Genomic DNA, 20,626 nt, shown 5'->3' on the forward strand with positions numbered 1-20,626 from the left:
CGTCAGCCGCTCTGAAACCTACCAGTCCTGGGCCGCCGATTTCGGACCATAGCCCAGCCGGCGCTCGAGTTCTTCCGCTTCGGCAGCCGTCAGGCGTAGATCGAGACTGACCGAACCGTCTTCCCTATCTTCGCGGCCGTCCACGATCGCATGCCCGTAAACCCACGGCAGCAATTGCAGCTTCTCGACAGGCAGGACGACCGTGCATTCCGTCATGACCCCGGAAAGCCGGCTGCCGACTTCCTTAAGCAGATGATCGATGCCCTCGCCGGTGATCGCCGAAACAGCCGTTGTATTGTCCGTGTTTTCAGCCTTCTGCACGAGGCCGGCCCGGGTTTCGGGGTCGAGCAGGTCGATCTTATTCCAGACCTCGATGATGCGCTCTGCCCTTGCCTTCTCGTCGATGCCGAGATCGGTCAGGATGCGCAGCACGTCCTGCACCTGCACCTGATTGTCGGGGTCGGCGAGATCACGGACGTGCAGGATCAAGTCGGCTTCCAGAACCTCTTCCAGCGTTGCCCGGAAGGCGGCGACCAGATGCGTCGGCAGGTCGGAGATGAACCCGACGGTGTCGGACAGGATCACCATGCGCCCATGCGGCAGCTTCATGCGGCGCAGCGTCGGATCAAGCGTGGCAAACAGCATGTCTTCGGCAAGAACGCCGGCGCCGGTAATGCGATTGAACAGGGTCGATTTGCCGGCGTTGGTGTAGCCGACAAGGGCGACGATCGGATGCGGCACTTTCTTGCGCTTGGCACGGTGAAGCTGGCGGGTGCGGCGGACCTGCTCCAGCTCCTTCTCCAGCTTGACGATCTTTTCCTGCAGCAGCCGGCGGTCGGCTTCGATCTGCGTTTCACCGGGACCACCCATGAAACCGGCACCGCCGCGCTGGCGCTCAAGGTGGGTCCAGCTGCGAACCAGCCGGCCCTTCTGGTAGTTCAGATGCGCAAGATCGACCTGCAGCGTGCCTTCCCGGGTGGAGGCGCGGCGACCGAAGATTTCGAGGATGAGACCGGTCCGGTCGATGACCTTGCAGTTCCATTCCTTTTCGAGGTTTCGCTGCTGAACAGGCGTTAGCGGATGATCGACGATCACCAGGCCGGCGTTGTTCTCGATGAGCAGATGACCGATTTCCTCGATCTTGCCGCTTCCAAGCAGCGTTCCGGGTTTCGGTTGGGCAATGGGCACGATCGTGCCGTGCACGACTTCCAGGTCGATCGCAAGTGCCAGCCCGATGGTTTCCTCGAGCCGGCTTTCGTCGCTGCGCGTCGAGGTCGCGACAATCACGTCCGCGCTCTGCCTGCCGGTCTTTTTCAGGACCGGGACAATGACCACGGCGCGCATGTCATCGCGCAGCTTTTCCAGCTCCGGGATGATCGACGCCGATTTTGTATCACGTTTGGTAATGTGCCTTGCTTTCCGTCAGGATGCGGATTCTTCGCTCTCGAACATCTGCATCGGCTGGCCCGGCATGATCGTCGAGATGGCGTGCTTGTATACGAGCTGGGAATGCCCGTCACGCCGCAAGAGGACACAAAAGTTGTCGAAAGACGTGACGACACCCGTCAGTTTCACACCATTGATAAGAAATATCGTCAGAGATATCTTCTGCTTGCGAACGGTGTTGAGAAAAAGATCCTGCAAGTTCTGAGAACGTTCCGCCATAGCGCCGCTTCTTTCTTATTTGCCGGTTCAACTTAACCGGTTGATTATTCGATCTGTTTATCCCGAACGCCGTCAGAAGTCCTTTTCAGGGCGTCCCCCAGGATTTTGGTATCAAATCGCAGTCTTTTCCGCAATGTCGAAAAAGGCTTCACGAATTTTCTGTGACACGCTGCCGGGATGGCCGTTGGCGATGGTTTTACCGTTAACCGCCACCACCGGAAAGCAGATGCTTGTTGCAGCCGTGATGAAAACTTCGCGCGCGCTGAGCATTTCTTCGACCGAAAAGGCTCGCTCCTCAATGTCGAATCCGGCTGCGGCAGCCACGTCCATCAAAGTCGTGCGGGTAATGCCGCGAAGAATGCCATGATCGGCGTGGCGCGTCCGCAGCGTTCCATCCTTGTCGACGATCCAGACGTTGGTCGCCGCCCCTTCCTTCACGGTGCCGTCCGGCTCGATGAAGATCGCTTCCTGGGCGCCCCCCTCTTTCGCCGCCTGCCGGGCGAGAACGTTTGGCAGCAGCCCGACGGTCTTGACGTCGACACGATCCCAACGGTTTTCCGGCACGGTGATCGCTCGGATTCCAACTGCGTTCTTCCTTGCGATGAGCGAAGCGTCGGTTCTCTTCGCCGTGACGACGATCGTCGATGGCGTGCCCTCTGCCGGAAAGACATGATCTCGCCGGGCGGCGCCGCGCGTCACCTGCAGATAAAAAAGACCGTTTCGTATTCGGTTGCGCCGCAGGACTTCGCGAATGACGACAACGAGCGCCGCCCGCGTCATCGGCCAGGCGATACGGATTTCCGCGAGAGATCGGTCGAGGCGGTCGAGATGCCGCGCCAGGTCGACGATGAAGCCATGACGAACCTCGCAGACTTCATAGACGCCATCGGCGAATTGAAACCCCCGGTCCTCGATGTGGACGGCGGCATCGGTGTGGCGCTGGTAGGCGCCGTTGACATAGGCAATTCTCGACATGGATGACTTATTTCAAGAGATAGGAACCCGCGGTTTCAGACGCCGAGCGATTTCAGTTTCCGGTGCAGGGCCGAGCGCTCCATGCCGACGAACTCGGCCGTCCGCGAAATATTGCCGCCGAAGCGATTGATCTGGGCGATCAGATAGTCCCGCTCGAACATTTCGCGCGCCTCGCGCAACGGCAGCGTCATGATGTGTTGATCGCCCTGCGCCGAAATCTTCGGCAGACCGTCGCCCACCTCCGTCGGCAGCATGTCGGCCGAGATCGCCGTGTCCGGGCCGTCGCTGCGGGCGAGGATCATCAGCCGCTCGATATTGTTGCGCAGCTGGCGGATATTGCCTGGCCAGTCGTGCGCCTGCAGAACGGCCAGCGCATCGTCGCCGATCTTGCGAGCGCGGATGCCCGCCTGTTCGCTGATCTGGCGCATGAACATGTCGACCAGGAAAGGAATATCCTCGCGACGCTCGGCAAGCGCCGGCACCCGTACGGGAATGACCGCCAGGCGATGGTAGAGGTCCTCGCGGAACGCACCCTCGGCGATCTGGCTTTCGAGGTTGTAGGCGGTCGAGGAGATGATGCGGACATCGACCCTGACGCGCTTGGAGCCCCCGACGCGCTCGAACTGCTGATCGACCAGCACGCGCAGGATCTTGTTCTGCGTTTCGCGCGGCATTTCGCCGACTTCATCGAGATAAAGTATCCCGCCATGCGCCTCTTCCAGCGCACCGGTCTTGCGCGGCTGGCCTGGCGTTCCCTCGGTGCCGAAGAGCGCAATTTCCATGCGGTCCGGCGTGATCGCCGCCGCGTTCAGCGCCACGAAGGGGCCGGCCATTCGTGAAGACTTGCGGTGGATCATCCGCGCCACGAGCTCCTTGCCCGAACCGGAAGGGCCGTGGATCATGATGCGGCTATTTGTCGGCGCGACCTTCTCGATCATCTGGCGAAGCTGCGAGACGGCAACGGAGGTGCCGATCAGTTCAACCGGATCGCCGGAGCGTTTCTTCAGCTCGGAGACTTCCCGCTTCAGCTTGGAATTCTCCAGCGCGCGCTCGGCGATCAGAATCAGCCGATCGGCCTTGAAGGGCTTTTCAATGAAATCATAGGCACCACGGCGGATCGCCGACACGGCGGTTTCGATATTGCCGTGCCCGGAAATCATCACCACCGGCAGGTCCGGATAACGGCCCTTGATCTCGTCGAGAAGCGCCAGGCCGTCAAGACGGCTGCCCTGCATCCAGATATCGAGAAAGACGAGCCGCGGCACCCGGTCGCTGATCGCCTGCAACGCGCTGTCGCTGTCGAACGCAGTCCGGGTTTCGTGACCCTCGTCGGACAGAATGCCGGAGACAATCTCGCGAATGTCCTCCTCATCGTCCACAACCAGAATGTCAGCCGCCATGGGAAGTATCCTTGTTCTGTCTGTCTTCAGTGCCGCCGCCCTGTCCGGCCGGCGGCAAAATAATGCGAATCATGGCGCCCTGTCCGTGATCGAAATCAGCGGGCGCGTCATGCAGTTCCAATTGTCCGCCATGGTCCTCGATGATCTTCTTGACGATCGCAAGGCCAAGGCCGGTGCCCTTCTCCCGCATCGTCATGTAGGGCTCGAGAATGCGGTGGCGGTTTTCGGTTGGCAGCCCCTTGCCGTTGTCGATGATATCGACAACGAACTGGCCACTCGTTTCATTCCGTCGCGAACGGACCATCACGCGACGGTCGCCGCGAACGGCATCGGCCGGCAAGGCTTCAATCGCCTCGACCGCGTTCTTGATGATGTTGCCGAAAGCCTGGCCGAGCATACGGCCGTCGAAGGTACCATCGAGCGGTTCGTCGCCGAGATCGCGGATGAAGGTCACATGGGTGTTTCCCATCTCGCGCAGGAAGATGGCATCCTTGAGGATGTTGCGCAGGTCCGCCTGCTCCTTTGTCGGCTTCGGCATCCGTGCAAAACCGGAGAATTCATCGACCATGCGGCCGATATCCTCGACCTGGCGAACGATCGTGTCGGTACATTGATCAAAGACCGCCCGGTCGTCCTGATTGATCTGCTTGCCATAGCGGCGCTTCAGGCGCTCGGCCGAAAGCTGGATCGGCGTCAGCGGGTTCTTGATCTCGTGGGCGATGCGGCGGGCAACGTCGGCCCAGGCGGTCGAGCGCTGGGCGATGACCAGATCGGTGATGTCATCGACGGTGATAACGTAGGATTCCTTGGCGTCGTGCGATTCCTCGCGCGTCACCTGAACATTCAGCGTGCGCTCCGTTCCGCCGCGCATGATGTTGATCTGCTTGCGGTAGTCGTTGCGATGGCGGCTCGCGGCCTCGTTCAGCACCTGTTCGATTTCAGGCGCCACGTCGGCAAGTCTTTCGCCGACAAGCTCCAGGATCGGGCGAGAGAGGAAATGTTCGGACGACGGATTGGCAATTGTAATACGCCGGTCATCCTCGACACCGATCACCGCGGCAGTGACCCCGGAAAGCACGGCCTCGATAAACCGCCGCCGGTCGTCCATCTCGTCCTTGGCTTCGAGGATCTGATCCCGCTGTGTACGGATTTCGGCGATCATCTTGTTGAAGGTGCGCGACAGGCTGCCGACATCGCCGTCGACAGCATGGACGGGCACCACCACATTCAGGTTTCCGCCCGCCACGCTGTCGGCGGCCCCGATCAAAAGCCGGATCGGCCGCACGATCCGGTCGGCGACCGCAATCGCGGTCCAGATGGCAGCGAGAAGGACAATCAGCGCAAAACCGAGATAGAGCACGCCGAAAGCCACCTGTAGTGATGTGCGTCCGGCCTCGAGGTTCTTGTATTCGGCAGTGTTCTCTTCCATCAGCCGCATCGAGCGCATGACCTTGGGGTCAACGCTGCGGACGGTGTAGAGATAGGCACCGTTGATATTGTCGATCGGGATGACTGCACCAACGAGATTGGTCACGCCGGGTGGGATGAGGGTCGGTTGCCCGGACGCGGTGCTAAGCAGCGCATCCCTCGGAATGGCCGGCAATGGCCGCTCGGTGGGGATATTCGCCTGCAGGATGGGCGAGCCGTCCGCGCGCACCAGGAAAGCGCCCAACATGCCGCGCCCGCGGGCCTGCCGCGTCATCAGGTCGATAAAACCGGTCCGGTCGAGGCTGTAGAGCTGGCGGTTGCGCTCCAGGTCATTGGCCATGGAGACCGTCTGGCCCTGGAGGTAGCTGGCATTTTCCAGGACATAGGCCTGGGCGACGTCGAGCGACGAATTGACGATCGACTGCGTGCGCAGCGAAAACCAGCGGTCGAGACCGACATCAAGCGTGATGCTGGCAAAGATCGCAACCAGGATAGCCGGAGTGATCGCTACGATCGAAAACAGCGCAACGATGCGTACATGCAGTCGTGCCGCTGCCCGGCCGCGGTTGCGGGCTTTCAGAAGGCGCAGAATTTCACGGCCAATCAGGAACATCAGGCCGATAACGAACAGCGCATTGATCGCAGCCGAGCCAATGATGATGTTGGTTTCCGGCCGGATCGGCGTCAGGCCGAGAAGAACGAGCAGCGATGCGATCGCGCAGGCAAGCGCGCCAGTCGCCAGAACAAGACCGGGAAACGCGAAGGACGCGCGCCGGTCATGGCCGATCATCGAAGCCTCATCTTTCGTCACTGGCAAAACAAGCCCTTCGGCCATCAAACATGCATCCCCGACCCGGCGTCGTTCCCGATGAACGACGGCAGGCACCACGCTTTTCGGTCAAGAAAAAGGACTTACCGGCTCCGTTTTCCCGCCTGCTTTTCATCCGCCGTAACGGATTCGGCGGATGACGCAACTTAGGAATCACCCCACCCGTGTGCTTTCTAAGCAACATATTGTGGCGAAAATGCAACGGTTCCCGGTGCGAAGTCAAGCACTGCGTGAGCTGCGGTAAACCGAAACGCCGAGCTCACGAATTTTCTTGCGCAACGTGTTCCGGTTCAGGCCAAGCAGGTCGGCCGCCTTGATCTGATTGCCGCGTGTTGCCGTCAAGGCGGCGAGAATCAAGGGATATTCCATCTCGGCCAGCACCCGGTCATACAGTCCGGCGGGCGGGAGGCCGTCGCCGAAGCCGGCAAAATATTGCCGCATATTCTCTTCCACCGCCTGTGAAATCGACATAGATCCGGGGCGGCTCGACGCCTTTTCGATCGGACTGTCGGGAATGTCGGAGCGCAATTCGCTTTCGATGATCTCCCTGGTGATCACGTCCTGCGGATAAAGCGCCGTCAGCCGGCGGACGACGTTTTCGAGCTCGCGGACGTTGCCGGGCCACGGATGTGCTTTCATCAGTTCAAGCGCTTCCTGGTCGAAACGCTTGACGTCGAGGCCCTCCTTCTCCGCCTGCTGGACGAAATGGCGAACGAGGTCGGGAATATCCTCGGCGCGATCACGCAGCGGCGGCAGGCGCAGCGGCACGACGTTCAGACGATAATAGAGGTCCTCGCGGAAAAGGCCCTGATTGATCGACTGTTTCAGGTCCTTGTTGGTCGCAGCCACGATGCGAACATCGGAACGGATCGGCGTGCGGCCGCCGACAGTGGTATATTCGCCCTGCTGCAGCACGCGCAGCAGCCGTGTCTGCGCGTCCATCGGCATATCACCGATTTCATCGAGGAACAGCGTGCCGCCTTCGGCCTGCTCGAACCGGCCGGTCGAGCGGTTTTGCGCACCGGTGAAAGCGCCTTTCTCGTGACCGAACAGCTCTGATTCGATCAGATCGCGCGGGATGGCCGCCATATTGATCGCGACGAAGGGGCCATTGCGGCGCTTGCCATAGTCGTGCAGCGCACGTGCCACCAGTTCCTTGCCGGTGCCGGATTCGCCGGTGATCATCAGCGTCAGATCGGTCTGCATCAGGCGCGCCAGAACGCGGTAGATTTCCTGCATCGCGGCGGAGCGACCGACCAGCGGCATGCCGTCCTGCGTGTCGTCATCCATCTTCGCCGGCTTGCGCTTCGGCTCGGCGAGCGCCCGGCCAATGATCGCGATCAGTTCCGTCAGGTCGAAGGGCTTGGGCAGGTAGTCATAGGCACCCTTCTCGGATGCCTTGATTGCCGTCATGAAGGTGTTCTGGGCGCTCATCACCAGCACAGGCAGATCCGGCCGTGCCTTCTTGATGCGCGGCAGGAGATCGAAGGCGTTTTCGTCCGGCATGACCACGTCGGTGACGACAAGGTCGCCGTCACCGGCCGAGATCCAGCGCCAGAGCGTCGCGGCATTCGAGGTGATGCGTACATCGTAGCCGGCGCGGCTGAGCGCCTGGTTGAGCACGGTGCGGATGGCAGCGTCGTCGTCAGCGACGAGAATCGTGGCGCCTGTCATCAGGATTGTCCTTTTACTGTCAGTGGTTCGCTGTCTTCTGCCGTTGGTCCTTTCGACGCGGGCATCAGAACGCGAAATGTCGTGCGGCTCGACTGGCTGTCGCATTCGACGATGCCGCCATGGCCGCCAATGATCTTGGCAACCAGCGCCAGGCCGAGGCCGGAGCCATTGGTTTTCGTGGTGATGAATGGGTCGAACAGATGTGGCACCAGATCGGATGGAACGCCCGGCCCATTGTCGTGTACGCAGAATTCGAGCGGCAGCGAAATCTTCTCGCGCGTTCCGGCGACGGAGAGGCGGATGCCTGGCCGATAGGCCGTCGTCAGCATGATCTCGCCGTCCGGCTTGTCGGCGACCGCCTCGGCGGCGTTCTTGATCAGATTGAGAAAGACTTGAATCAGCTGGTCGCGATTGGCGTAGACCGGCGGCAGCGACGGGTCGTAATTCTCGGTGATGCGAATCTTGCGGGCGAAACCGGCCTTGGCGACGGCCTTCACGTGATCCAATACCGAATGGATGTTGACGGGATGGCGGTCGACGGGCCGCTCGTCGGAGAAGACCTCCATCCGGTCGACCAGCGAGACGATACGGTCGGTCTCGTCGCAGATCAGCCGCGTCAGCGCCCGGTCCTCGTCATTGACCGAGGTCTCCAGAAGCTGGGCTGCCCCCCGGATGCCCGACAGCGGGTTCTTGATTTCGTGGGCCAGCATCGAGGCAAGCCCCGTGACCGAGCGGGCGGCGGCGCGATGGGTGAGCTGCCGATCGATCTTATCGGCCATCGAGCGCTCTTGAAACACGATGACGACGGAGCCCGGTTCGGACAGCACAGGTGCCACATAGAGATCGACGAGCTTGTCGGCGCCGAGCCGCGGCGAGCTCAGATCGACGCGGTATTCGTTGACGGCGGCGCGGCGCTCGCGCACCTGCTCGATCAGCGTCAGCAGCGGGCTGCCGAAGGGAATGAAGGCGCTGATGTCGTGGCGGGCGAGATAGTTGGCGCTGGCACCGAAAAAGGCCTCCGCCTCCCAGTTCGCAAAGGCCACAAGACCATTTTCATCGACAAGGATGACCGGGTTCTGGATGGCGTTCAGCACCGCCATGGGCAGGGAATCGGCGATCTTCTGCTCCTCGTCGCGCAATTTCTCGGTCATGCCGCGTCCCTTTCTTCTTCGCACCCCGATCCGGCGGCGATCGCTGCGACGGTGCGGGAGAGGACGGCTTTCGGGTCGGTAGAGGTCATGATCGCCGCCTTTTCCTGCGAAGCCAGATGCGGCGCGAAGCGGTCGAGATACCAGCTGACATGTTTGCGGGCGTGCCTCAGACCGATATCGGTGCCGTAAAATTCGAGCATCATGCCGTAATGCTCGGCGACGATCTCCTGGACCTGCGCTGTTTCCGGATGCTCGACTGCGCCCGCAAGCACGCCGGCATGCCAGGGCCGCCCTTGGCCTGAGCGGCCGATCATCACTGCGTCGGCGCCGGAGCGCCTCAGAATTTCCTTGGCATCGGCCGTGGTCGCGACATCGCCGTTGGCAACGAGCGGAACCGAAATCACGTCGCGAACGGCGCGGATCGCATCCCAATCGGCGCTGCCATTATAGAACTGCATGCGCGTCCGGCCGTGGATGGTGATCATCTTCACACCGGCCGCTTCCGCTCGCTTGGCGATCTCAGGCGCATTGATGGAGTTCTCGTCCCATCCAAGGCGCATCTTCAGCGTCACGGGAACATCGACGGCGTTTACGGTCGCCTCGATCAGCGACAGCGCGTGGTCGGGGTCGCGCATCAAAGCAGAACCGGAGTAGCCGCCGGTCACTTTCTTGGCCGGGCAGCCCATATTGATGTCGATGACATCGGCGCCGTTATCCGCGGCGATCTTTGCCGCCTCCGCCATCCAATGGGCTTCGCGTCCGGCGAGCTGGACAATATGCGGCTTGATGCCAGAGTTTTTGAGGCGCACCCAGCTTTCCGACGCGTTGCCGACGAGTTCGCGGCTTGCTACCATCTCGGTGACGACGAGGCCGGCGCCGAAACGCCAGGCCAGCTGCCGGAAGGGCAAGTCCGTGACACCCGACATCGGCGCGAGCACGACGCGGTTTCGAAAGGAGAGCCGCCCAACCCGGAACGGGGATGACAAATCCGGTATCTGCAAATGATTATCTTTCGGGCACATCTTTATTCTGCACTATTTTTAGACATACTTGTCAGGATTGCCAAGCGATTTCAGAGCCACGCGACAAAATTCCCGGGACAACTGGTAAAGGCCCGACCTTCGCGGTAAATCACCACGGCGTTTGAAGTGACGCGCGCCGAAACGGCCCTGATGCGGGGGTTTGACGGGTGTGACCGGCACATTGAAGCCGCTCCAAGGAGCGGCATTGGGCCCAGACGGTGAAGCATTCGCGGGAAGCCATATAGAAAATGCACGCAAAAGAACAGCTTTCCTGTGGTATCGTCATCGTCGCTGCGGGGCGCGGCGAACGCGCCGGTTCGCAACAGGACGGCCCCAAGCAATATCGCCCCATCGGCGGACGGCCGGTTATCTCCCATACCCTTGATGTTTTTGCGACATGGCCGCGGGAAAAAACGATCGTCGTTGTCATTCACCCCGATGACGAAGCCCTGTTCGGGCAAGCGCTTGGCCACATGGCAGGCAACAAGGCGCCCATCATCGTCGTCCACGGCGGACCGACGCGCCAACTGTCGGTGCTCGCCGGGCTGAAAGCCCTGGAACAATCCGGCATTACACATGTCATGATCCAGGATGCGGTGCGTCCGTTCATCGATCATGCCCTGCTGGATCGGTGCTTTGGGGCACTCGCCGGCGGCGCGGATGCCGTGCTTCCCGCCGTTGCCGTTTCCGACACGCTGAAGCGAGGCTCAGCTGACGGTAAGGTCATGGAAACCGTGCCGAGAGCCGGCCTGTTTTCGGCCCAGACGCCTCAGTGTTTCCGCTTCGGGCCGATCCTTTCAGCGCATACTCAAGCTGCGGCTTCCGGCCGCTCCGATTTCACCGACGATGCTTCGATCGCTGAATGGGCCGGCATGCCCGTGACGTTGGTTGAGGGGTCCGTCGACAATGTCAAACTGACGCTCAAACGGGATATCGCCATGGCTGACGAAAAGCTGAACCGGAACAGGCTTCCGGATGTACGCACCGGCAACGGCTATGATGTCCACCAGCTCGTCGCGGGTGACGGCGTCACGCTCTGCGGCGTTTTCATCCCGCATGACCAGAAATTGCTCGGCCACTCCGATGCCGACGTGGCGCTGCACGCGCTGACCGATGCGCTCTTGGCGACCTGCGGCGCTGGCGATATCGGCGATCATTTTCCACCCTCCGACCCGCAGTGGAAGGGTGCTGCCTCGCGGATCTTTCTCGAGCACGCGGCGAAGATCGTTCGCGACAACGGCGGCACGATCATGAACGCCGATGTTTCGCTGATCGCCGAAGCGCCGAAGGTCGGGCCGCATCGTCTGGCGATGCGCGAAAATCTCGCATCCATGCTCGGCATTTCCCTCGACCGGTGCTCGGTGAAGGCGACGACCAACGAAAAGATCGGCTTCGTCGGCAGGCGCGAGGGCATTGCGGCCATTGCGACGGCAACGGTGGTTTATGCGGGAGACGGAAAATGAGCGGCTGGCCCGAGGATATCGAACATAAGGCGCGCGCATTGATCGCTGCGTTTTCCGAGCGCCGCCTGATGGTCGCGACGGCGGAATCCTGCACCGGCGGACTGATCGTCGGCGCGCTGACCGAAGTCTCGGGCTCCTCCTCGGTGGTCGATCGCGGTTTCGTCACCTATTCCAACGATGCCAAGATACAGATGCTGGGCGTCGATCCGGCAACGCTTGCCGCGCACGGGGCGGTGTCACGCCAGACCGCGGTAGAGATGGCACGCGGCGCTCTTTCCCATTCGCAGGCCGATATCGCCGTCGCCGTTACCGGCATTGCAGGCCCCAGCGGAGGGACCGACGAAAAAGCCGTCGGGCTCGTGCATCTGGCAGCCGCAAGCCGCGGCGGCAGCGTCCTTCATCGCGAAATGCGCTATGGCGACATCGGCCGCGATGCCGTCCGGCTAGCGACGGTGCGCACGGCGCTCGACATGCTGGAGGATGCGGCGGAAGGCCGAACCGCCATCAGCGGGATACCGTGAAGAAAGAGGCGGCAACGCTCTTTACACGGTGGCGTAAATCGCGTCGGCGCGCTCCTCGAAGGCCTCGGAAAACATCCGGAAGGCCCGGTCGAACATCGACCCCATCAGGGCGCCGAGAATGCGGCTCTTGAATTCGTAGTCGATGAAGAAATTGACCGAACAGCCGCCCATGCCCGTGTCTTCGAAACGCCAGCGATTATCGAGATATTTGAACGGACCATCGATATATTTGACGTCGATGATGCGCTCTGCCTTGTTCAGGAGCACCTGTGTCGTAAAGGTCTCACGGATCGCCTTGTAGCCGACCGTCATATCGGCCAGCAGCAGTTCCTTACCGTCACGCTCTTTGCGCGAACGGACCGCCAGGGCCTCGCAGAGCGGCAGGAACTCGGGATATTTTTCAACATCGGCGATCAGATCGAACATCTGGTCTGGTGAGTGTCTGACTGGCCGGCGGGTCTCGAACTGTGGCATGGCTCTCAGATATTCAATGATTTCCGGAAAAACAAGGTGGCAGGCTGACGCGCCCTCAAACGCAGAGAAATCGCGTGGGCGAGGATTCGGTCGGCCGCTCGGAGGGTTATGACTGCCTACTCCAAACTCAAAACATCATCTGACATTGACGGCCCCTGGAGACGCGCGACGAGAGCGCCCATGTCGCGGTGGCTCCCCAGTTGCAGGACCGGCATGTCCGGCGAATACCGGTCTAACCTGTCCACGATGACAGGAGAGACGCGCCGCTCGAAATTCCAGATGTAGGACAGGAAGTCGCGATCCGGCAATTGTTCCGGACACCCCGGCGCCATGTCGGGGCGAACACGGCCGAAACTCGACGCCACCCGGCAGGTCAGCCCCCAAAGACACACCGGGCGCGGAACGCGGACCCAGACGACGAGATCGGTTCGCGGCAGGCGCAGGTCGAAGCTCGACGCGCCGGTCCCGTCCATGATCCATCGATCCTCCGCGACCTTGGTGGCGATCAGCGCACGCTCGTCGGCTCTCGGCCGTTTCGTCCAGCCGGGCAGCCAGTAGAAGTCCCGGTCCATCGAGACGTAAGGCAGATCGAGTCTGCTCGAGAGCCCTCTCGACAGCGTGCTCTTGCCGCCGCCCGAGCAGCCGATCACGAGGATACGGTTGGCGCGGCGAAGGATCGGGAGGGCATCTTCAATTGCGGATATATAGCACGGCATGACAGGCTCCAGACCTTGGAGCCGCGCACCATACAACTCGAATCCGGATTTGCAACCGCTGGAAGGTAACTCTGCCGCAATCAGCAGCTTCTTTTCCGCGCCGGCCTAGGCCGTGGTGACGATTTAACTATTTGAGCCAGATTGCGATGGCGGCGAGTTTGACGAAGCCCATGAAGTTTGCCAGCAATTTGTCGTATCGGGTTGCCACTCGTCGGAACTGTTTGAGTTTGCTGAAGAAGCGTTCGATACGGTTGCGTTCCTTGTAGAGGTCGGCGTTATAGGGATGCTGGATTTTGCGGTTTTGCTTTGGCGGGATGACGACTTCAGCACCCGCTTCGGCGATCTTGTCGCGTAAATGGTCTGCGTCATAGCCTTTGTCGGCGATTGCCGCATCCGTCTCGAAACCCTCGACCAACTGATGTGCAAGGGTGATGTCGTTGCGCTGTCCGGGACTGCCGATCAGGCGCACCGGAAGCCCCAGAGCCTCCGTCGCGGCATGGATCTTGGTGCTCAATCCGCCGCGAGACCGACCCAGGCCCTGGGCATCCGCCCCCCTTTTTCCTTGCGCGCTCCGGCGGCATGCTGGTGGGCTCGCACAATGGTGCTATCGATCATCAGCCATTCCAGGTCGGCTTCGCGGGCAAGGACGGCAAGCATGTCGTCGAGCACACCCATCTCGATCCAGCGATAATAGCGTCGCTTGACCGAGCGGTAATCGCCCAGCCGCTCAGGCAGGTCACGCCAGCGGCCACCAGAACGAGCCATCCATAGCAACGCATCCAGAAAAAGCCGGTTGTTGGTTCGCGGACCGCGTTTGCCCTTGGTCCCGCCGGGCACAATCGCCTTGATACGCTCCCACTGATCATCCCGAAGAGCATCGCAATCCATCACTGACCTCCAAAAGTCAGTGTTGAATCTGATTTGAAACCCTTTGGGAACCTTAAAACCTTAAATCGTCACCACGGCCTAGGGGCGATCGACAAGCGTCTCGCGGGCGGAGACCTCACCGACAGGCCGCCAGATCACCCGCTGGAAGCCGAGTCGCGCCAGCCAGTCCTCGAAATACCAGCTGATGACCTCCTTGCGGCCACTGACAAAGGGCAGCCAGGCGCTGTCGAGATTGATGAAGGGCAGGAACGGGTTCGGCCGCTGCGATGCATAGAGTTCGACGCGTACCGACTTGCGTACAGAAAGGCCCCGCGCGTGGAAGCCGAATGTGTCTCCAACGACCAGCGTATTGGCCGGGACCGAGAATTTCGTCGGTTCGGCAAGGTGAAGCCGCTTCAGCGAGGTTGCCGGAATGCGGAAAGCCCCGCCGCCCTGCCGCTGCGATGCCACAACGCTCATGCGCTTCTGCCAAGCGAGCCGGCGCTTCGTCAGCTTATGCGAACCGGCGACATAGGTGAACGGCCCCTCGTCTTCCGGTACGTCATAAAGGAAGAACCAGGCCTTGGCCGTCGAGTGGAACGTATCCATGTGCAGATCGGTCTGCGGATCCTTCTCGCCGGGCTTGGCCGTCGGCTCGCCGAAGATCGTCTGGATGCTTAGCACAGGCTCGACGTTGAAGCCGCCCGCATAGCGGATCGGCCCGGTCCATTTCTCGCTCTTGAGAAACGAGCGCAGCATCGGGGAATGGGCCAGCACGTCCGGGGTCAGCGGAATACGGCGCGTCACCGCGCGGCCCTCCCGCATCTCGCGCGCCGGCGCCTTTAACGCCTCCACCTCGGCTACCAGCGCCCTGAAATCCGCCTCCGGCAGAAGATCACGGCGCTCCATATAGCCGTTTTCTGCAAAGAAGGCCCGCTCGGCGTCAGAGACCAGGTGCTTTAGCTTTCGGCGGCGCCATTCGGTGATGCGGGCAGTCGTCTTCACGCGCCACACATGCAGGCCCCTACGGTTAAGCCACTCACTGCCGAGTACCGGACCGCGGAAATCCTTTCTGCCGGTCACCACTTGAAAAAGACGATACGGCAATAGAACCGCCGCCTTCGCCCAGCCTATCACACCGTCTGCCATGGCAACTTACCTATATCCAAACCCCTAGCCGGGGACGCCGCAAAGCTTCAATTCAGGCATCAAAACAGTCGACGTCGCCATGTCGCTCGCGCCATCAAGCGGCTGCCTCTCACAATGCCTCCGCAAGGACCTTGCGCTCCCGCGCCGCGCGCAGCCGGGCGAAGTCGTCGCCGGCGTGATGCGACGAGCGCGTCAGCGGGCTGGAGGCGACCATCAGGAAGCCCTTGGTATAGGCGACGGTCTCGTAGGACTTGAACTCCTCCGGGGTCACGAAGCTCATCACCTGATGATGCTTGCGGGTCGGCTGCAGATACTGGCCGATGGTCAGAAAGTCGACGTCGGCGGTGCGCAGATCGTCCATCAGTTGCAGCACTTCGTTGCGCTCTTCGCCGAGGCCAACCATGATGCCGGACTTGGTGAACATCGTCGGGTCGAGTTCCTTCACCCGCTGCAGAAGCCGGATCGAGTGGAAATAACGTGCACCGGGACGCACCGTCAGATAGTTGCCCGGCACAGTTTCCATGTTGTGGTTGAAGACGTCGGGCTTGGCAGCAACGACGCGCTCCAGTGCACCGGGCTTCTTCAGGAAGTCGGGCGTCAGGATTTCGATGGTCGTTGCCGGCGAAGCGGCGCGGATAGCCCAGATCACCTTTTCGAAATGCTCAGCGCCGCCGTCGGCCAGATCATCGCGGTCGACCGAGGTGATGACGACATGGGACAGGCCCATCTGCTTGACGGCCTTAGCGACGTTTTCCGGCTCGGCCATGTCGAGCGCATTCGGCTTGCCGGTCGAGACGTTGCAGAAGGCGCAGGCGCGGGTACAGATCTCGCCCATGATCATGAAGGTGGCGTGCTTCTTGTCCCAGCACTCGCCGATGTTCGGGCAGCCGGCCTCCTCGCAGACGGTGACAAGCTTGTGCTCCTTCACGATCGAGCGGGTTTCCTGATAGCCCTTCGACACCGGCGCCTTGACGCGGATCCATTCCGGCTTGCGCAGCATCTCGGTATCGGGCTTGTGGGCCTTTTCCGGATGACGGATACGCTTGACGTCGATCTCGATATTGGTGCGGTCGAGAATGGTGACCATCTTGGCTTTCACTTCCTTCGAGCAGTACGGGTCTTCAGGCCGGAAATGCGGCCCGCCTTTGTGAGATGGAGGCGAGCCCTAACACAATCAAGCGTTCAGTGCACGCCCATAGGCGTCGAGCACGCTTTCCTTCAGCGTTTCCGAGATCGTCGGATGCGGGAAGATGGTGTGCATCAGTTCTTCCTCGGTCGTTTCGAGGTTCATCGCAACGACGAAACCCTGGATCAGTTCGGTAACCTCCGCCCCGACCAGATGCGCACCGATCAGTTCGCCGGTCTTCTTGTCGAAGATGGTTTTCACCATGCCCTGGTCTTCGCCGAGCGCGATCGCCTTGCCGTTGGCGACGAAGGGGAAGCGGCCGACGCGGATATCGCGGCCGTCTGCCTTGGCCTTGGCTTCCGTCACACCAACCGAGGCGACCTGCGGGTTGCAATAGGTGCAGCCGGGGATCTTCAGCGTGTCCATCGGATGCACATGCGGCAGGCCGGCAATCTTCTCGACGCAGATGACCGCTTCGTGCTCGGCCTTATGGGCAAGCATCGGCGGGCCTGCAACGTCGCCGATCGCATAGACGCCCGGAACATTGGTCTTGCCGTAACCGTCGATGACGATGCAGCCGCGATCGGTCTTCACGCCGAGCGTTTCCAGGCCGAGATTCTCGATATTGCCCTGAACGCCGACGGCCGAGATCAGCCGGTCGGCGGTGATCTTCTCGACCGAGCCGTCCTTCTTCTCGACATGCGCCGTCACCGAGTTGGCTGCCTTCTCGACCTTCGTCACCTTGGCGTCGAGAATGATCTTCATGCCCTGTTTCTCGAACTGCTTCTTGGCGAAGGCAGAGATTTCCGCGTCCTCGATCGGCATGACCTGCGGCAGCAGTTCGACGACAGTCACGTCGACGCCCAGCGTGCGGTAGAACGACGCAAACTCGATGCCGATGGCGCCCGAACCCATGACCAGCAGTGACTTCGGCATCGCGTCCGGGTTCATCGCCTCGAAATAGGTCCAGATCAGCTTGCCATCCGGCTCGATGCCGGGCAGTGCGCGCGGGCGGGCGCCGGTGGCGATGATGATGTGCTTGGCGGTATAGGTGCCCTCGCCCAGCGTATTCTTCGGCAGCGGCGCCTGCGGCTGGACGATGGCCTTGGTGGTCTTCGCAACGACGATCTCGTTCGGCTTGGTCAGTTTGGCCTCGCCCCAGATGACATCGACCTTGTTCTTCTTCATCAGGAATCCGACGCCGCCGTTCATGCGTTCGGCAATGCCGCGCGAGCGGGCGACGATGGCCTTCAGATCCGGCGTCACCTTGCCTTCGAGCGTCAGGCCGTAATTCTTGGCGTGTTCGGCGAGATGCAGCACTTCGGCGGACCGCAACAGTGCCTTTGTCGGGATGCAGCCCCAGTTGGAGCAGATGCCGGCCAGGTGCTCACGCTCGACCACGGCGGTCTTCAGGCCCAGTTGCGCGGCGCGGATCGCAGCTATGTAGCCGCCGGGGCCGGAGCCGATAACGATGACGTCGTAGGAATTTGCCATTCTTGTTTCCTGCCTCTTCCTTAGGTCATGTTCCGGGTCAGCAAGACCCAGTCATGCCTTTTGCTGTCCTCAAAGAGCGGCACGGCCGGAAGCCTCGCCTTCTCCGCAAAACCGCTGGCCGCGTAGAGCGCCAGCGCCGTTTCATTGTGGCTTTCGGTGATCAGGCTGACCTGCCTGCCCCGGGCCTTCTCGATTTCATTGGCGAGCAGCGCCCGCCCGATACCCTTGCCGCGATGGTGCCGGTAGACACCGAGACTGTCGATGAACCGGCTGCCGATCACAGTCACCTGCAGATCCAGCAGCGGCGTGATCACCGGATGCGGCGCGACCATATCGCGGACCCTCTCATCCAGATCGTAACCGATGGAAACGCCGGCAATTTCACCGTCCCATTCGGCACAAGTCGCGTCTTTCCAGGCGCCGGGCTCATGGTCCTCGCGCATTCTCGACCGCCCCTGCTCCATGGCGGTATCCTTGTTCCCCCGCATCACCGCTCCGTACCAGAGCCAGGTCGCAAAACCGTGCGAGGCGATATCGACCAGCACAGCCAGTTCCGCCGCATCCCGCCGCTCCGCCGCCCGCAGAACAAGAGCCGCCGTCATTCAGAGACCGAGCATCATCCGGACCATCGGCTCAAGGCCGCGTCCGATGGCGCGCGTATTTTCGACATCGAGATGAATGCCGTCGAGTGGCGTGGTAGAGGCCACCGAACCGGCATCGAAGAAGCCACATCCCTTTTCGTCGGCGAGATCGGCATAGAGCGAGGCCAGCATCGCCGACTGCTCGATGCTGGTGGCAAACATGGCCGCGAAGGCAGCGTTCGCCGTCTCGCGGATAGCCGGCGGCGCCACGATCAGGATTTCTGGCTGATCATCGTTGTCGAACGACCATATGTGATGCCGCACCAGGTCGATCAGTCGTTCCATACCCTGTGTTGCGCCCGACGCCGTGCCGCAAATCACCGGCTTCATGTCGTTGGTGCCGAGCAGGATGATGACGAGATCGATCGGATCGTGGCTGTGCAGGATCGTCGGCAGGATACGGGCGCCGTTCCTGTCGCAATCTGCAAGATGATCGTCAAAAGCGGTCGTGCGGCCGTTCAGCCCCTCGGCAATCACGTGAACGCCGTCGCCGAGCGCCTTTTGCAGGACGCTTGGCCAGCGATCCTCAAGCGCATGACGGTCGCGCCCCTCGGCATCATAGCCCCAGGTCAGACTGTCGCCGTAGCAAAGGACTGTTTTCATCGTCACGTCACGCCTTCAAGCTGGATGCGCCGCAAATATCCGGAAGGCCGGTGGCCTCCCGGATCAACAGGAATGCTCAGACCAGCATGCCCATCGGATTTTCGATGTAGCGCTTGAAGGCTCCGAGCAGTTCGGCACCGAGCGCGCCGTCGACAGCGCGGTGGTCGGTCGAGAGCGTCACGGTCATGACGTTGGCAACGACCATCTGGCCCTTCTTGACGACGACGCGTTCCTCGCCTGCGCCGACCGCCAGGATCGTCGCGTGCGGCGGATTGACGACGGCTGAGAAGTTCTTCACGCCCATCATGCCCATGTTGGACACCGCGGTCGTGCCGCCCTGGTACTCTTCCGGCTTCAGCTTCCGGCTCTTGGCGCGGGCGCCGAGATCCTTCATCTCGTTGGAGATGGCCGACAGGCTCTTGGTCTCGGCGCTGCGGATGATCGGCGTGATCAGGCCGCCCGGGATCGACACGGCAACGCCGACATCGGCGTGCTTGTGCTTGACCATGTTGGCTTCGGTCCAGGAGACGTTGGCTTCCGGCACATCGCGCAGGGCAAGCGCCATGGCCTTGATGACCATGTCGTTGACCGAGAGCTTGTAGACGGGCTTGCCGTCCTTTTCGGGCGCAGACGCGTTGATCTGGGCGCGCAGCGCCAGCAGCCCATCGAGCTCGCAATCGACCGAAACGTAGAAATGCGGGATCGTCTGCTTGGATTCCTGCAGGCGCTTGGCGATCGTCTTGCGCATGCCGTCATGCGGCACGAGTTCGTAGGAGCCCTCGGCGAAGTTCTTGAGAACGGCTTCGTCCGACGGGCCCTTGGCGAGCGGCGCTGCAGCCGGCGCCGGCGCAGCGGCGGACGGAGCAGCCGCAGCGGCCGGCTTCAGACCACCGCCGGCGACAGCCGTTTCCACGTCCTTCTTGACGACGCGGCCGTACGGGCCGGTGCCAGAGATGGCGGAGACATCAACGCCGGCTTCCTTGGCCAGCCGCCGTGCGAGCGGCGACGCAAAGGTGCGGGTATCGGATGAAGCGCGGGCAGACGCCGGCACAGCGGCTGGTGCCGGAGCAGCCGCGGGCGCGGCGTCGGTCTTCGCAGCCGGGGCAGCTTCAGCCTTCGCAGTTTCCGCCTTTGCGGCAGGTGCAGCGCCATTGCCCGAAGCAGCGACTGAAACATCCTCGCCTTCGGCGGCAAGGACGGCGATCACGGCATTGACCTTGACGCCTTCGGTGCCGGCAGGAACGACGAGCTTGGCAACCGTGCCCTCATCGACCGCTTCGACTTCCATCGTCGCCTTGTCGGTTTCGATCTCGGCGATCACGTCGCCGGAAGAAACCTTGTCGCCTTCCTTGACCAGCCACTTGGCGAGATTGCCCTCTTCCATGGTCGGCGAAAGGGCTGGCATGGTGATGTTGATAGGCATCTTTT

19 protein-coding genes are annotated in these 20,626 nt (G+C 61.6%); 2 read left to right on the forward strand and 17 right to left on the reverse strand.

The window, feature by feature from the left end:
- Nucleotides 1–18: 18 nt before the first annotated feature.
- From hflX to dusB, 8 genes are all read right to left on the reverse strand, one after another.
- Nucleotides 19–1,344, reverse strand: a complete 1,326-nt coding sequence (hflX, locus tag ACSQ3F_RS18135; RefSeq protein ID WP_436101504.1) for a GTPase HflX — start codon at nt 1,342–1,344, stop codon at nt 19–21.
- A gap of 78 nt (nt 1,345–1,422) precedes the next feature.
- Nucleotides 1,423–1,665, reverse strand: a complete 243-nt coding sequence (hfq, locus tag ACSQ3F_RS18140) for an RNA chaperone Hfq (RefSeq protein ID WP_018325164.1) — start codon at nt 1,663–1,665, stop codon at nt 1,423–1,425.
- A gap of 111 nt (nt 1,666–1,776) precedes the next feature.
- Nucleotides 1,777–2,640 (reverse strand): D-amino-acid transaminase, encoded by an 864-nt coding sequence (locus ACSQ3F_RS18145; protein WP_436101505.1) that lies wholly within the window; start codon nt 2,638–2,640, stop codon nt 1,777–1,779.
- A 35-nt stretch (nt 2,641–2,675) separates the two neighbouring features.
- Nucleotides 2,676–4,040: a nitrogen assimilation response regulator NtrX gene (gene ntrX / locus ACSQ3F_RS18150; protein ID WP_436101506.1), complete on the reverse strand. Its 1,365-nt coding sequence runs from the start codon at nt 4,038–4,040 to the stop codon at nt 2,676–2,678.
- Nucleotides 4,030–6,303, reverse strand: a complete 2,274-nt coding sequence (locus tag ACSQ3F_RS18155; RefSeq protein ID WP_436101507.1) for an ATP-binding protein — start codon at nt 6,301–6,303, stop codon at nt 4,030–4,032. Before ACSQ3F_RS18155 ends, ntrX begins: the two co-directional genes overlap by 11 nt.
- Nucleotides 6,304–6,516: 213 nt before the next feature.
- A complete protein-coding gene (gene ntrC / locus ACSQ3F_RS18160) occupies nt 6,517–7,971 on the reverse strand; it encodes a nitrogen regulation protein NR(I) (protein ID WP_436101508.1) in 1,455 nt (484 codons plus the stop codon).
- Nucleotides 7,971–9,122 (reverse strand): two-component system sensor histidine kinase NtrB, encoded by a 1,152-nt coding sequence (locus ACSQ3F_RS18165; protein ID WP_436101509.1) that lies wholly within the window; start codon nt 9,120–9,122, stop codon nt 7,971–7,973. The genes ntrC and ACSQ3F_RS18165 overlap by 1 nt, the downstream gene beginning before the upstream one ends.
- Nucleotides 9,119–10,144, reverse strand: a complete 1,026-nt coding sequence (gene dusB, locus ACSQ3F_RS18170) for a tRNA dihydrouridine synthase DusB (RefSeq protein ID WP_436101510.1) — start codon at nt 10,142–10,144, stop codon at nt 9,119–9,121. The genes ACSQ3F_RS18165 and dusB overlap by 4 nt, the downstream gene beginning before the upstream one ends.
- A gap of 248 nt (nt 10,145–10,392) precedes the next feature.
- Between dusB and ACSQ3F_RS18175 the strand changes: the two genes are divergently transcribed.
- Together ACSQ3F_RS18175 and ACSQ3F_RS18180 are read left to right on the forward strand one after the other, a co-directional pair.
- Nucleotides 10,393–11,607: a bifunctional 2-C-methyl-D-erythritol 4-phosphate cytidylyltransferase/2-C-methyl-D-erythritol 2,4-cyclodiphosphate synthase gene (locus tag ACSQ3F_RS18175; protein WP_436101511.1), complete on the forward strand. Its 1,215-nt coding sequence runs from the start codon at nt 10,393–10,395 to the stop codon at nt 11,605–11,607.
- Nucleotides 11,604–12,128, forward strand: a complete 525-nt coding sequence (locus ACSQ3F_RS18180) for a CinA family protein (protein WP_436101512.1) — start codon at nt 11,604–11,606, stop codon at nt 12,126–12,128. Before ACSQ3F_RS18175 ends, ACSQ3F_RS18180 begins: the two co-directional genes overlap by 4 nt.
- A 21-nt stretch (nt 12,129–12,149) precedes the next feature.
- On the opposite strand, the gene ACSQ3F_RS18185 is transcribed toward ACSQ3F_RS18180, so the two are convergent.
- The 9 genes from ACSQ3F_RS18185 to ACSQ3F_RS18225 form a co-directional block, all read right to left on the reverse strand.
- Nucleotides 12,150–12,602: a type II toxin-antitoxin system RatA family toxin gene (locus ACSQ3F_RS18185; RefSeq protein WP_436101513.1), complete on the reverse strand. Its 453-nt coding sequence runs from the start codon at nt 12,600–12,602 to the stop codon at nt 12,150–12,152.
- Nucleotides 12,603–12,718: 116 nt separating this feature from the next.
- Entirely contained in the window at nt 12,719–13,318 is a 600-nt protein-coding gene (locus tag ACSQ3F_RS18190) for an AAA family ATPase (RefSeq protein WP_436101514.1), read from the reverse strand.
- 127 nt (nt 13,319–13,445) lie between these two features.
- Nucleotides 13,446–14,206, reverse strand: a protein-coding gene (locus tag ACSQ3F_RS18195) for an IS5 family transposase (protein ID WP_436099515.1) whose coding sequence is annotated in 2 segments (ribosomal slippage) — nt 13,446–13,867 and nt 13,867–14,206 — 762 coding nt in all. Because the reading frame shifts where the segments join, the coding sequence is not laid out codon by codon here.
- Nucleotides 14,207–14,284: 78 nt separating this feature from the next.
- Nucleotides 14,285–15,334: a phytanoyl-CoA dioxygenase family protein gene (locus tag ACSQ3F_RS18200; protein WP_436101515.1), complete on the reverse strand. Its 1,050-nt coding sequence runs from the start codon at nt 15,332–15,334 to the stop codon at nt 14,285–14,287.
- A 109-nt stretch (nt 15,335–15,443) separates the two neighbouring features.
- On the reverse strand, nt 15,444–16,421 hold the full coding sequence (lipA, locus tag ACSQ3F_RS18205) for a lipoyl synthase (RefSeq protein ID WP_436101516.1): 978 nt from the start codon (nt 16,419–16,421) through the stop codon (nt 15,444–15,446).
- Between the two features lie 87 nt (nt 16,422–16,508).
- Nucleotides 16,509–17,954: a dihydrolipoyl dehydrogenase gene (lpdA, locus tag ACSQ3F_RS18210; RefSeq protein WP_436101517.1), complete on the reverse strand. Its 1,446-nt coding sequence runs from the start codon at nt 17,952–17,954 to the stop codon at nt 16,509–16,511.
- Nucleotides 17,955–17,974: 20 nt separating this feature from the next.
- Nucleotides 17,975–18,556: an N-acetyltransferase family protein gene (locus tag ACSQ3F_RS18215; RefSeq protein WP_436101518.1), complete on the reverse strand. Its 582-nt coding sequence runs from the start codon at nt 18,554–18,556 to the stop codon at nt 17,975–17,977.
- Nucleotides 18,557–19,198: an SGNH/GDSL hydrolase family protein gene (locus ACSQ3F_RS18220; protein ID WP_436102182.1), complete on the reverse strand. Its 642-nt coding sequence runs from the start codon at nt 19,196–19,198 to the stop codon at nt 18,557–18,559. It abuts the gene before it with no gap.
- Nucleotides 19,199–19,274: 76 nt separating this feature from the next.
- Nucleotides 19,275–20,621: a pyruvate dehydrogenase complex dihydrolipoamide acetyltransferase gene (locus tag ACSQ3F_RS18225; protein ID WP_436101519.1), complete on the reverse strand. Its 1,347-nt coding sequence runs from the start codon at nt 20,619–20,621 to the stop codon at nt 19,275–19,277.
- Between the last annotated feature and the right edge of the window lie 5 nt (nt 20,622–20,626).

It is taken from the genome of Pararhizobium sp. LjRoot238 (assembly GCF_964252955.1).
Classification (GTDB): Bacteria; Pseudomonadota; Alphaproteobacteria; order Rhizobiales; family Rhizobiaceae; genus Pararhizobium.

What these genes read in the sequence shown, in the direction of transcription:
- hfq (WP_018325164.1), bottom strand. Translation starts at nt 1,665, where the DNA reads ATGGCGGAACGTTCTCAGAACTTGCAGGATCTTTTTCTCAACACCGTT.
- ACSQ3F_RS18200 (WP_436101515.1), bottom strand. Translation starts at nt 15,334, where the DNA reads ATGGCAGACGGTGTGATAGGCTGGGCGAAGGCGGCGGTTCTATTGCCG.
- ACSQ3F_RS18175 (WP_436101511.1), top strand. Translation starts at nt 10,393, where the DNA reads ATGCACGCAAAAGAACAGCTTTCCTGTGGTATCGTCATCGTCGCTGCG.
- dusB (WP_436101510.1), bottom strand. Translation starts at nt 10,144, where the DNA reads ATGTGCCCGAAAGATAATCATTTGCAGATACCGGATTTGTCATCCCCG.
- lpdA (WP_436101517.1), bottom strand. Translation starts at nt 17,954, where the DNA reads ATGGCAAATTCCTACGACGTCATCGTTATCGGCTCCGGCCCCGGCGGC.
- ACSQ3F_RS18225 (WP_436101519.1), bottom strand. Translation starts at nt 20,621, where the DNA reads ATGCCTATCAACATCACCATGCCAGCCCTTTCGCCGACCATGGAAGAG.
- ACSQ3F_RS18180 (WP_436101512.1), top strand. Translation starts at nt 11,604, where the DNA reads ATGAGCGGCTGGCCCGAGGATATCGAACATAAGGCGCGCGCATTGATC.
- ACSQ3F_RS18165 (WP_436101509.1), bottom strand. Translation starts at nt 9,122, where the DNA reads ATGACCGAGAAATTGCGCGACGAGGAGCAGAAGATCGCCGATTCCCTG.
- lipA (WP_436101516.1), bottom strand. Translation starts at nt 16,421, where the DNA reads ATGGTCACCATTCTCGACCGCACCAATATCGAGATCGACGTCAAGCGT.
- ACSQ3F_RS18190 (WP_436101514.1), bottom strand. Translation starts at nt 13,318, where the DNA reads ATGCCGTGCTATATATCCGCAATTGAAGATGCCCTCCCGATCCTTCGC.
- ACSQ3F_RS18185 (WP_436101513.1), bottom strand. Translation starts at nt 12,602, where the DNA reads ATGCCACAGTTCGAGACCCGCCGGCCAGTCAGACACTCACCAGACCAG.
- ACSQ3F_RS18155 (WP_436101507.1), bottom strand. Translation starts at nt 6,303, where the DNA reads ATGGCCGAAGGGCTTGTTTTGCCAGTGACGAAAGATGAGGCTTCGATG.
- hflX (WP_436101504.1), bottom strand. Translation starts at nt 1,344, where the DNA reads ATGCGCGCCGTGGTCATTGTCCCGGTCCTGAAAAAGACCGGCAGGCAG.
- ACSQ3F_RS18215 (WP_436101518.1), bottom strand. Translation starts at nt 18,556, where the DNA reads ATGACGGCGGCTCTTGTTCTGCGGGCGGCGGAGCGGCGGGATGCGGCG.
- ntrX (WP_436101506.1), bottom strand. Translation starts at nt 4,040, where the DNA reads ATGGCGGCTGACATTCTGGTTGTGGACGATGAGGAGGACATTCGCGAG.
- ACSQ3F_RS18145 (WP_436101505.1), bottom strand. Translation starts at nt 2,640, where the DNA reads ATGTCGAGAATTGCCTATGTCAACGGCGCCTACCAGCGCCACACCGAT.
- ntrC (WP_436101508.1), bottom strand. Translation starts at nt 7,971, where the DNA reads ATGACAGGCGCCACGATTCTCGTCGCTGACGACGACGCTGCCATCCGC.
- ACSQ3F_RS18220 (WP_436102182.1), bottom strand. Translation starts at nt 19,198, where the DNA reads ATGAAAACAGTCCTTTGCTACGGCGACAGTCTGACCTGGGGCTATGAT.